This window comes from Leptospira kirschneri serovar Cynopteri str. 3522 CT (assembly GCF_000243695.2).
GTDB classification, from domain to species: domain Bacteria; phylum Spirochaetota; class Leptospiria; order Leptospirales; family Leptospiraceae; genus Leptospira; species Leptospira kirschneri.
In genome coordinates this window covers 1-13,853 of the sequence record NZ_AHMN02000015.1, presented here as the reverse complement: position 1 = coordinate 13,853, position 13,853 = coordinate 1, and the positions used below count along the sequence as shown (strand labels likewise).

The following is a 13,853-nucleotide window of genomic DNA, read 5'->3' as shown; positions in this document are numbered from 1 at the left end:
CCCACTCCCGAATACCTTTCTAAGGATCGGCATTGGGAGTTTACGGGTTATTTGACTATTACACTCTGTAAGTTTTCAAATTTAACTTAGGATTCAAATTTCCTCGGAAACGTTCTTCTTTCTCTTATTTCCTTTAGTTTCATTGTGAGGGATCAGAATTTTTCTAGCAATTTCCCAGGTTTGAATTTGACCGCTGCTACTTGAAATTTGGCCGGGAGTAGAAGTATTTCCCGCTCTGGTTCCAGGCATATACTGTATGGAAGTTACAATACCGGAATCGGCTAGTATGATAACGTCGGCTCCTTGTTCTCTTGCTTTTTCTTTAACGTATTCGATACAATGATTCAGTTGTCCACAACGAACTTCTACAATACCAATCTGTTCTACTTGATAATCAGGAACTGCTCTCATAATCACATCAATAGGTTCTGTTTCTGCAAGAGGCGGATAACTTCTTCCGGTAATCGTAAGACTTCCCATGGCACAATTTGTTAAACTGAATACGATCAAACAAAATATAATAAATATTTTTCCAAATTTAAGACAGTAAGTTGTCATTTAAAAAGTTAAATCTCCTTTATGAGTTTGGATCGTTTTTTAAAAAGCTCTTGTATGTCAAATTAATTTTATAATTTAATTGCAGAATTAGGAATATAGATTTTTTCATTTGTGTTTTTTAGAAATTTTAACTGAACATGAGTTTGGCTTAAGGACCTCATGGTTCTGAAAAAAAATGAAATCTTAAATATTATGGATCGATTTCTTAAATGTGGAAACAACAAACCACGATTTTACGAACAAATTCTAAAAATATAGGGACTCATACTTTTAGAAAAGTTTTTCTCATGCAAGAATTTACGTTAATACAAAATTAAAAGGGTAGGGCGTTGGAATAACTAGTTAAATGACGTTATCATCTTTCAGTAAGAAAATACAGAATGAATCAAAACAAAACCGTGGTAGGCTTGTTTTAAAAATAATACGGATCTCTATAAAATTGAGTACCGTTAATTCTGTCGCAAAACGCTGGTTCTATGTAAAATATTAGGTACTTTATTATATAGTTATGAGTATCATCTTTCAGTTCGCTCAATCTACCTAAGTGAAAACAAAATTCAAGAAAACGGATAAATTTACAAATTAAACTCGAAAGTCATTATCGTTGTTTTACGTTTTGTGACAGAATTCTATCAAAAAAAGAAACATAAGGAATAATCAAAATATAACATTGAATGTGATAAAATTTCTTCATTCAATAGTCCTGGCTTTGCAAAACATAGCCCTCAGTATAACCCATCCTTAAAATATTAGATCAACACTAAAGAATACAAAACCAAAAAAAATAGACAAAGACCAAACGAAGCATAAATAAACGCATTCTTAGTTATAACATGAATTTAAATAAGAATCAAAGACGTGAAAAACATATTCGATTTTGTGCAACTTAAAACAAAAAGAATCTAGTATCATAACAAACGTTTGGCGGAAATCGCTAACGATTATTTGAATATACTTAAAAATTTGATACATTTTTGGTAATAATATCACAAAAAAACAGAATTTTTTGAAATGCTGTAGCCACAACGGGCCTCATTTTTTTCATAGTCGAAATGAAACTTTTGAAAAGACGGCGTAATCAACCTTAACAAAACAAAATAAAGGCATAACAAACGTAAGATGAACAAAGAACGAATGTATGACTGATGAAAGACGTAAGAAATCAAAAGTGAAAAATAAAGAGGTGAAAAAATGAAAAAATTTCGAAGGAAAACACATCTAAGTATATTCCATATTATAATATTCTTAATTATCTCTTTTGTTATGTCCTGTGGCTTGTTTGAGAAGGAACATAACACGATGGATAACGTGGATCTAGCGGGGGCGATTTGGTTAGCCGCAGAACCTGTAAAAACTCAGGTGAACAACGAAGGAGTGCCGATAAAACCGGGAAACTCTGGAACTGGAGGAGCGGGTTCAACACCGGTAACACCTGTGGACGCAATCTTTAATCTACCTCCTGGAAGATTAGTAAATTCGAATGCTTTGATGGGAACGATCGATCCCACGGGAACGAATATAGTAAACGATTTTGACGGAGACGGAATCTTAAATCAGAATGAAACTCTAACTAACGTATGGGTGGCGGACTATCCACAGATAGAAACTACAATCGCACCTCCTGTCACTTTAAAGATACAGATCTTAAAAAATTCTTCGAACCAAAGTGATCAGATTGTAAGTGAAATCAACTCAAACGACTTTGAAGCCTCTAAAAACGAAGGATCTGAAAAAATACATCAGAACGAGTTGAATGAAAGAACCGTACAGTTTCAAGATTCATTCAGTACAGAAACAGAACTAGGACAGTCTCACGAAAGAAGTATGTCCGCGGGAATGACCGCCGGTTTTGGAATGGGACTTGTATCCACTGGAATGAACTACAGTAACAGTAGTCGAGACAGTTGGAACGCAAAAAATGCTACGTCTTCAACTACAACCAAATGGGCGGATAGACCTTTTAAAAACAATATAGATAGAGACGCTTGGAATTTAAAATCGGATTCATCCACAAACAAAGCCAGAAAGTATAGATCCGATAAATCTACAAAGATTAACGAAACGTCTACGGTAGAACCAAACGCGGGAGTAGTCAGAGCCGCTTTGTATATTAAAAATCTATCAGTCAACATGCCGGTTAAAATATCAAACATACTCTGTTCTTTGATGTTTGAAACTCCCGGAGGAGAACTGGTTCCCATGTCTTCTTTTAGACTGAGAAACGACGACTATAGTCTTTTTGAAGTGGAAGTATATGGAGGATCTGACTTTGGACCGTATGTAGTAGAATTAGCAAATTTGAATACATCGGAAGTAGAAAAGGCGATCGCAGCGGGATATACACCTAAGATCATGATCGTGGACTATACCATGACTCACGTAGCGGATTCTAACTACAAATCGAGTTTGCTTAGTTTTACCGGAAACAATCTAAAGATCATAGAAGAAAACGCAAAAGGAAGAACTGCACTCGTAAAAGTGTATGGACCAGGGGTCAGAGAAATGTATCGTGTGACCGCATTTGATACACCTAACGTATCGAATCCGTGTAACACAAAAACGGCGGACGTGTTTTCTCCGGGGATCAGTTTGAAAAAAGCTTTAGAAAGAATTTCTTGTTCTGGGGACAATATTACATTTAAGGATTATGTAATAGACTTGTCTGAATCGGCTCCTAAATTAGGAGAGTCCAGAATTTACTTAAAAGGAATCCAATCTTTTGGAGGTGTGAGTACTAACATTCCTTGTGAGGATGAAACAAGCACCGGATCGGATGGAGTGAGTAGAACGGCTTGTGTTCAAAAACCGTATAGCCAATGGACGGAATCGGAAAAGATGAATTCAGGAGTTTGGGCGATTTATTCCAAAGGTAAATTTTATTCTCCTACGGACTATTGGACCGATTCTGGAAGTGTTCGTAGATTTGATCCTTGGAGAGGTGCGGTTGCGGCTCCCGTTTTAAAGGGTGTGGATTCTATCATCTGGGCGGGAGATAGCTACGACTTAGTTTATATTTCTTTTAAGGACTTTATCAAAGTAGAACAAAAGTTTGGAACCAATCCTTTAGAAACAGGAAACGGTTATCCACTCAATACAAAATGGGATCTAAAAACTCTCGGAAATCATCCTTACTATCCGGATACAAATTCACTTTATTTAGGCGAGGTTGGTTTTGGAGAAAGAGTAGAATTAAAAATCAAATTAGACAAAACTAAATATCTTTCGCCTAACTTTGGTACTGCTGTGGATACAGGTCCGTATCAGTATTTTACAAACTTTACTTACAATCCTCAAGTTTCTTCGGATCGTTACAATATCAACCAAGCGGCCGATTTTGAAATCAGTCTTGGATTTGGTGGAAATCGGACGGATTGGTTTCATGTCATAAAGGACTTAAGTTCGAGTGATCCTTACAAACTAAAAAACTGTGGAACGACTCTGGATTTTATCAGTCAGACGTATACACTTTGTGTTCAATTGCCAACACTCAGTACTACCGTTGATCCTGCGATTAGTTTAGTAAAATTGTATATTCGACCTTCTTTGAATAGTGCGTATCGTAAAACGATCTGGCCTTTACACTTTTCTCAGGTTCGTAAGTTAAAAGGAGAAGCGGGGATTCCGATCGTAAAAGGTACAAGTCTTGTGAAGGTAGCGAACTCTTACGGTTCTGTAAACGTAGGTGACAACTTTTTTATCCAAGGAGATTCTACAAACTACAAAGTGGTTCAGGTTTTACCCGCGGCACAGGACGGTTCTTTTGACGTTCAGTTGGATCGCCTGATTCAAATAGACGCTCCAAAAACAACTTCTATGTATGTTCCTGGAACTTTGACTTCTCCGGATGTTAGGCTTTCCATGGATACAGGTTTTACAACCGACTGGAACAACTTTGTGAATTCTTCCTTTAACTCTACCTCTTTTGACCAGATTCAATACAAACCTTTTGTTTCGAGCGGGAACGTTAGTTGTTCTTTAAGTCCATTTCATCCCGGTTCTTGTTTAGGTTTTACTCCCGAGTTAAACTCTCTCAACTGGATGGGAATTTATAACGAAGGTGTGGCTCTTTGGAATTCTTGGGCGGATGGTGGAGACTTTAGCAATTTCTTGTATTCTGGTTTGGTTCGTTTGACGGCTCCGAGTGGTAAGTCGTATCGCTTAGAAAGTACAAACACAGATTTTACAATCAGTGCGGATGTAAACGCTCAGAGTTTGGGGGAACCCATCGCTGTAAGTTCCGGTGACGTAGCACTTTCTGTTTGGAGACAAGGAACCGCGTTACTCGGCCGTTACTATCAGATTAGTACGGGACAAGCAATTTCCACAAATCCATTTACAATCAATTCTACTGCTTCAACAGGAAAGTATATAGTTAAAGCAAAAAATGGAAAAGCAGTGATTGTATGGGATAACGGGGATAATCTCTATGTATCTGTCAGGGATCTGACCAATTTATCAGCAATTGTAAGTGAAGCTCTTGTAAGCACTCGTACTCCTCAAGTGTTTTCAGGAATAACATATATGTTTGATGTTGCAATTGGTAACAATCGTGCTGCGATACTTTGGACTCAATTTTCGTCTTCATTTACTCTTGATCCAGCCTGTATTTTTTCCTCTTATTGTTATGGGAGTGGAACATACGTAAATAATTACCAAGGAGCTGTGCGATGGATACGTTTAGATAATGGAGCCTTTCAAGGTGGCAATGTAAATATAGCAAATCACACGTATTCTGGTTACTTGACCGTTACTTGGGGAACTTCGCCAAAAACGGATTCCTACAACATATCTAATTTTCAAGCTGCAGCCAATGACAATAACCAAATTGCATTTGGTTGGGTGTTTGAAAAGCAAGGTAGTCAAGATCATACAATCTATGGTTCTGTATATGATATGACTACAGGTACTAAAATCGGAACAGACAAAACTCTCTTGAGTGAATCCACAAGACCTGTAGATTCTTTGCAAGTAGGAGCCACTACGGGAAGAGGAATGGTGCTTTGGAGAAGAAACGACGGAATGATTTTAGGAAGAGGGATAGATACTTCGAATTCCAATCTATTAGGAACTTCGAATATTGAAACCGAATCCGGAGGGATCGACACGGTGATTCTTACCGTTTCTGATAATAAAGGAATTGTCACGTATAGAAAAGATACAAAAGAAACCCGTTTAAAAGTTATAGATCTACAATCTGGTCAATTCTCGTATCCAGATTCTCTCAATCTTGGTATTACAAACGCCGATATGAGAGGAACTGCTCTTTCTACCATTTCCGGTAATAAAGTCCTTACTACCTGGAGTCAGTTTAACAGTTCTAAAAGAACTATTTGGGGAAGAGTCAGTGACATATCTACTTTTACAGTAGATGGTCCAAAAGAATTTCAGATCAGTACTACCAACGAAGGACTTCAATATACTCCTTGGCCGGTAGCAAGTAATGGACTTGCTTTTGTGGCTTGGCTTTCTCAGGACAAAACACAACAAAGAATACGAGGAGCCAAAGTAGATCTGGCCAATCCAGGTGCTTTGAAATACGGACTGAATAACTTCTTTGTGTCTCCTTTGATCGAAAGGGATTATACCATCCGAGCTAAGATCAAGTATTAAAACGTTTTGTTAGAGGATGGGCGGTTTTTAAAAATAAAACCGCCTATTGCCATCTTAAGAAATAGAAAGATCAGAGGCAGAGTAAAAGCATAATGAATCAGGAATATTCTGAAAGTAAAATAGTGCTAAATGCAATGAATGGAATATTTTTATTTACGATATTGCCTCATGTTGCCTTGCAGGTTGATCTTTTTGATAAAGTGAAAAACTCAGCAAACACCTCCCTAAACTCAATGCATCGCTTCTATGGTCGCTCTACAGGTCGGTGTTTAGGATTTGGGATGCGTTGTAAATATCAAACCTTCAATTTGTCGGAGTTACTACAATTTTTTGTAATGTTCGGCCCCACCCTTGTTTGGGTGGGGGGTGAGGGGGAGGGAAAACTCGGTAGATTTTTCTCTACCACAAAATCATACTTTTTGCAAGTAAAGAGCATGATTCCTGTCGGAACACTTTCAAAAAAGTCTCCGAGAATATACCCATTTCAAAGATTTTTGGAAAGTAGAATTACCGGGTTAAAACGCCGAGAGGAAAATTCGTCTCCAAACGATCTAGGTTTTATTGTTTTTGAAAGATTTTGTTTTAAATAACAAACAATTATATTAAAAACAACATGTACTAAAGTTGAAAGATAAACAAAGACAAAAGCGAAATTAAAAAAAGATTTAATAAAAAACGAAAAGAAAAAGCAAACAAGATGAACGTAGAAGAAACAAACAGAAAGACAGAGAAAGAACAGGACGCGCAGACAAAAAAGACTTCTCCTCAAAAGAAATGGGAAGGGTTCTTTTTTGATTCTTTAGAAATATTCTGGGAACTAAACCGCACTCATACATTCAAATATGTTCATATACTACTCTTCTCCTGTATTTTGTTTACTACGACAATGTGTGGAATTTTGCCTGGAAAAAAAGGAAAGTCTAACAACTGGTGGTGGGCCTTACTCGGAATCCCAAACGGAGCGAGTTTCCCCTCATCTGGAAGTGGGGTAGGTGGTAGTTCTGGTTCTGGAGTTGGATCCCCTGGATCAGCACCCGCACCGGAGGGAAGCGACCTCTTTTCCATATCGACTAACTACGCGCAAGCGATAGACGACCCCGAAACAAAAGCGGAACCGGTCGCCGGAGCTTCTTTGTGGACACCCCCGGAACCAAATCACTACGGAAATATCAGTTTAATATATCCCATCCAAACACTACCCGGACGTGCAGGAATAGAACCTAAACTTAGTCTAACGTATACTTCTACCGGGGGAGATGGATGGTTAGGAATTGGATGGAGCTTAGGACTTGGAAGTATAACAAGAACTCCAGAATACGGAGCCCTCTACTACGATACAAGAGACAGTTTTACCTGGAACGGAACGAAACTCGTCAAAGTAAGCGGAAATACAACAAACGAAAACGGAATCTACCGAGCAGAAATTACAAATGAAGACTTTCTAATATTCAAACTGACTCAAATAGAAAGTGGGGGAGTCTGGGAAGTGTTAGATACTTCCGGAACTAAAACCATCTACGGAGAAGGATTAGAAAGTAGGATTTTTGATCCATACAATACCAGCAGAACGTATAGCTGGTATTTGACAAAAACAGAAGATAAAAACGGAAACTATCTACAGGCAAATTACGACAATTCGGAATATTCAAAAAATAGAAATCTCTATTTAAAAGAAATACGATATACAGGAAACTCTAAAAACGGCGCATCCGCCAAACAATACGTAAGATTTGTTACAAAACAAAGAGAAGATTTTTACGTTTCCACTTCTCCTGGATTCCTCATGAAAATGGACAGACTCCTAGAAAAAATCGAAGTAGGTTGGGATGGGGGAGGAAAATTGTATGAGTATATTCCAGAATACGAAATTTCTACGGATTCGGGAAGGCCTAGAATTAAAAATATACAATCCAGTAAAAATACGACAAAACCAGAGTTTTTTTATCAATCCTCTAACAGACTACTTACCTGGCAGAATGTAGTCAACCAAACGTCATCCGAAATCGAAGAAGATCCAAACTCCACTCAATACTTTGAAGGAGATTTTAACGGAGATGGGATTTCTGATTTACTCTTTTTTAATCCGAAGTCAGGGAATTGGAAGGCGGCCGAAGGAAGAAAAGAAGGAGGATATAACTTCAAACTGTATGCAAATCGGTATCAAGGATACGACTCTTTAGAAAAGATCCGGTTTTTTAAAGGAAACGTAAGCGGAGACTATAACGCAGACGGAAGAAGTGATATTGCCTTTTATCTACCTGAAACCAGAGACTTTGTAGTAGCAGAACACGACGGAAGGGTTTTACAGTTTAAAAGTTACGGAAGACTGATGAGTTCTGTTCCGGATATTCTTAGAATGGAATGGTTCCCAGGAGACTACGACGGAAATGGATTGAGTGACAGTGTTCTTTTTGACGAACCTACCGGTCAATGGACGTTGATGCTCAATCAAGGGGGAAGTTTTGAATTTTTAAGGTTTAGTAAGAAGTTTCAAAACGTATTCAGAAATGATTATACACCGGATTCTAATTTAGATAGTTCGAATACAAATGATTTAACAAAACCTGGAAAAGACCACGACAAAGTAAACTTTCTTGTAGGAGACTACAACGGAGACGGAAGAACGGACATTTCTTTGTATGACTCTAGATCGGGAAAGTGGTTTGTAGGTGAAAATCATCGTAATCCAAATAAAAACGATTCCGTAACTTTTCAAATGCAGTGGAAACTCTACAAAGTGTTTACCACACCCGAACAGTCGTTATTTGGACACGACCGGTTTAGTGGTGATTTTAACGGAGATGGTTTTTCAGACTTTCTACTATTCGATCGAAGTAATGGAGAATGGACGCTCGGAGAAACAGGGGACGGCACAATCAATTTTAAGATTTGGTCAAGAACTCCTCAGTTTAAAACAGTAACTCGTTGGCTACAAGGTGATTTTAACGGGGACGGAAGAACAGACATAGGGTTTTACTCTGAGAGTGACGGCAAATTCTGGATTGGAGAAGCGACACAGAACGGATTTAGATACAAAATATATAGCGACCTAAGCTATGGACCCGATCCGGACAGAATCCTCAAAACTCCTCTTCCTAAAGACGAGGTAAAAATAGAATCGGGTAAAACAAGTTTTAGTGCATCTAACGATACAAAGACGATTTTACTTTCTTACAAATATGATGGAAATCTAAATTTTGGAAAAGGAGAGGTTGTATTTGGAGGTTGTTTTACTTCCAACGACTGCAGTTCTACTCCCGAACTTTTGATCTTTAACCGTAAGGAAAACGTTTGGAATTTGAAACAGGGCAACACGTTTGCCTCACGAGTAAACACTTCTTTTAACCCGGAAGGAACAGGGATTACCACTCTTTTTGGTGGAAAACCGGACAGATATACAAACAATTTAAAAGACGAAGTTCTATTTTACAAAAAACAGGGAACTACCAATCAGTTTTTTGTGATTAAAAACACAAACGGAACTACATTCGATGTTTTGAATTTAGCTTTGTTGAGTGATACGGACGTGACTAAGTTTGATCCAAATAACAGTGGGGTTGTGGTAGATCATTTTGAAAACAATACTTCTCAGTCGGTTCTCATATTAGATGATCAGACTTCCAGTGGAAACGCACGGTTTATTCTTTCGGGTCTTGGTGGTACAAAAATTCTTACTCCGAATGGAGATTTAACTGCTACAGACTTAAATGATCTTTTCCAAGCGGGGACAAACGAAAACCGACAGAGAAGAAAAGAATTTAGTTTTTTTTCGGGGAAATTTACAACCACACAAGCACAACTTGTAATCGTAGATAGAAGAACCACCACACACAAATGGTATTTAGGAACGATTTCTTCCAATCAGATTCAATTTAAACGTTTAACGGGAGAGTTTGTACTTCCGATCACGACTACGGACTACGATTCAAAAAACCCGGCGGGGATTGTATATGCTCTTACGAGCACGGGCGAGATCGTATTTGGGAAAAACTTAGACAACGGGACTTCGTTTACCAAAGTTAAAATCAATTCTACGAATATTCAAAAAAACGTATATAACGCGGGTGTTGTTGGTTTTTCGGACCGTTTTGACAATGGTGGAAATCCGATTGTGGTTTCTGGCGGAGAAGACAAAATTTACGATCTTTTGCAGAGTAAAGTTGTTTCTTTGCCGTCGAGTGTAGTCACAAAAATTTAGATCGTCTTGATCTTGTTTCTCAAGTGTATGTATTTCGTTGGATCCACGGAGACTACAACGGGGATGGACTGACAGACGTAGGAATTTTTCATTTAAAAGAACCTACCTGGTATTTTGCACTTTCGACTGGAACGGTTCCAGACGTGATCGAGAAAGTCAAAAACGGAATTGGAGGTATTTATGATTTTGAATATTCCAATTCTACTAAGTTTGACAACACGGGGGAAGACGATATTCCGGACCTACCTACAAACTATCGCGTTTGTACTAGAGTTTCACTCGACGACGGTTTTTCTAATATCATCACTAAAAACTACGAATACAAAAACGGTTTTGCTTTTTCTACATTTTTAAACGGTAAAAAAGAATCTGACTATTTTGGTTTTTCTGAATTTACCATTCACGAAGCGTATGGGGAAAGAGCAACTCATCTGTATCATACTACACCTTATTCTGATTTTCTAATGAACCGTGCGCTTTCTGGTGCGGAAAAAGAAACGAAGATCATCGGGAATGACAATAACGACTACGGAACCATCCAGACAACGTATGATGTAAAACCAATTGCAATGGCACCGGGTGTGACAAGTTACCTTCCTGTTACGACCAAAGTCGAAAAGTTTTTAAGTGGTCAAAGAACTACGACACAAACCTCCGACGTAGTAATCAGTGGAACTAAAATCAGTCGGAAGACCGAGTCCACCACGGATCATTTTAGTGATTCTGTGCACGGTGTTACGACCACAACTTCCATCACCGATTTTGAAACGGACGACACGACCAACCAAAGAAGGGCGACTCGAAGTGTGACAAACAGCGGGAGTTCCCACGAGATTACTTCACTTTTCAGTTACGACACAAGAGGAAATCTAATCAAACGTGTCAGTAGCTATACAGGAAGTGGACTTTCTACTGTGGGAACTCATACAACCGAATTTGAATATGACAATTTTGGAAACAAAACGGTTGAAAAGGATACAAGTTCTAGTCCTGCGCGTGGGAACTCTTACAAATATGACAATGAACTCAATCAGTTTGTAACGCAGGAAACAAAATTCGGAGGGAGTGTCGTACTTACGACCACACATCAAATCAACTATTCGACTGCGTTTGGAGTTCCGACCACAACCACAGATCCAAACGGAAACAAAAGCTATTTTGAATATGACAACTTTGGAAGACTGATCCGAACGAGTTCTGACACGGATGTGGGAACTCTCACAACCGCAAACTACGGCTATGACTCTAGTTTTCCACTGAGTGCAAAGACAACGTTTGTGACGGGCACAGGAGATCCAGACTTTACAAGTAGGACCTACACGGACGGAATGGGTCGGAACATATATACGGTCAAATCCGCGTCTAACGGTAATTTTGCGATTACGGGAAGAGTTGTATATGACGGAACCGGAAAAGTAGTCCGTAAAGGACAAAGTAACTGGGCAACGTCGGGAGAGATAGACCGGTTTGTTCTGCATTTAGAAGAAAGAAATCCAACAAGTTTTGAATACGATCCGATTGGTCGGGTAAAAAAAACGATTCTACCACTTGCGGAAGGGGAAACTTCTCCTGTGGTCGTAACAACGGCCTACAATACTGCGTTTGAAACGACAGAAACTCACAGTTCCGAAACGAGTAAACGCACTGTAAAAAATGCGAGTGGGGAAGTATTGTATGTAGAAGACTTTTCTACCGACGGGACAGGGGCCAAGATCGGATTTTGTTACGACATCGCGGGGAACAGAATCAAGAAGAGTGATTTAAACGACGGCAGTTTGATGAGTTGTCCTAGTTCCAGTGGAGGAGTTCCCACAAAAGACGTTTCCGGAAGAAACCAGGCTTATTGGAGTTACGACGCATTTGGAAAGTTACGAGCCGAAAGTGATCCTGATTTAGGTGTGAGTTCCTACAACTACAACAATTTCGGGGATTTAACTTCTCAAACAAACGCAAAAGGTGTTACGACCACTTTCACGTATGACGGTGTAGGAAGAATCCTAACTAAAAATATCCCAGAAGGGAATATTCAATATACGTATGATTCTTTTTCGGGGAGTGAGAATTCTGTAGGCAAACTCGTACGAATTGAAGATTCGAACCAAAACAAAACCTTTAGTTACGACAAATTAGGAAGGGTGAAGAAAGAAACCAGAGTGATTTTAGCGACTACAGAAGGAAACCCTCTTCCGACAGAAACCGGGGGACCGTATATTACAGAAACTAGATACGATTTATTGGGTCGTGTGACTCGTATCGACTATCCGGAACATCCGATTTCTCACGGAAGAATGAGGGCTTGTTACAACTACGGAACCGCCGGGTATATTAGTGGGATTTCTGTTCAAGTCAATACAAACGGTATTTTTCCTGGTTTTTGTAACAAGGACATTGTTGAAAACATTACCTACAACGAGTTTGGTCAGACGTCGAGTCTTACGCTTGGAAACGGGATTACAACCAGTTACGGCTATGACGTAAAGGGGAGAATGGTAAGACTCAATTCTTCTGGGGATGTGGGTGGTAGTAACAAGGTTTTACAAGACGTCTTATATGCATTTAATCCGAATAACAACATTACAAATATTGCAAACAACACGACCGACTTCAATACTCAATACGTTTATGGCTACGATGGTTTGGGTCGCCTAACATCTGCTAACGGTAGTTATTTGGGAATTGCGGATGGGAATCTTTCGAGAAGGTTTCAACAGTCTTTTGTTTATGCGAAGAATGGTAACTTATCTTCTAAGAGATTTCATGATCCTGTGAGTGGTTCTGTTCAAGACGTTTGGAGTTACCAATACACGAATCATCAAGTTACGAATATTGATTCGAGTCGTTCGGGTGCGGATGCTCTTGTAATGCAATACGATGCCAATGGGAACTTAACAAGACAAAGAGACAATGTTAAAGATTTAACAAAACGGATCAGCATCGATTCTCAAGACAGGATTACTCAGATTCAGGATGGTAACAATGCGATCCTGGGTAGTTACTGGTATGACGAGAGTGGTTTTCGGATTCGGAAGTCTTCTTTAGAACCGAAGAACAATGTTTTTTCTAACGTTGAGATTTTGTATCCTAGCAAGTTCTTTGGTCTTGAGTTTATCGAGTCTGAGAATGTGATCTCAAGTGTGAACAACGTTTATTTGAACGAGGTTCGTATTGCTGCTCTGAATGAAGCGGGTGCTCTTGCGTATTATCTGACTGATCAAGTAGATTCCGTCTCTACCGTGTTAGACGATGAGGGGAATACTCTTTCTCTGATGCAGTATCTTCCTTATGGTGAGACGTTTGTGCAACGGGGAGATTTGAATTTTTCTCCTAAGTTTAATTCGCAGGAGTTAGACAGAGAGTCTGGGTTTTATTTTTTCAATGCGAGATTTTACGATCCTGGGATTGCGAGGTTTACCAGTGCGGATTCGGTGATTGACGGTGAGTTTGATACGCAAGGTTGGAACCGTTTCTCGTATGTGAAAGGGAATCC

2 protein-coding genes and 1 pseudogene are annotated in these 13,853 nt (G+C 39.0%); 2 read left to right on the top strand and 1 reads right to left on the bottom strand.

Features of this window, described 5'->3' with window-relative positions; translation table 11 throughout:
• Window positions 1-93: 93 nt before the first annotated feature.
• Window positions 94-558, bottom strand: a complete 465-nt coding sequence (locus LEP1GSC049_RS209890; protein WP_004770947.1) for an LA_1841 family salt-regulated protein — start codon at window positions 556-558, stop codon at window positions 94-96.
• A 1,191-nt stretch (window positions 559-1,749) separates the two neighbouring features.
• Between LEP1GSC049_RS209890 and LEP1GSC049_RS209895 the strand changes: the two genes are divergently transcribed.
• Both LEP1GSC049_RS209895 and LEP1GSC049_RS02000000224855 read left to right on the top strand, forming a co-directional pair.
• Entirely contained in the window at window positions 1,750-6,168 is a 4,419-nt protein-coding gene (locus LEP1GSC049_RS209895) for an LIC12048 family lipoprotein (RefSeq protein WP_244266185.1), read from the top strand.
• Window positions 6,169-6,865: 697 nt separating this feature from the next.
• Window positions 6,866-13,853: pseudogene (locus LEP1GSC049_RS02000000224855) on the top strand (SpvB/TcaC N-terminal domain-containing protein); the annotation flags it as partial.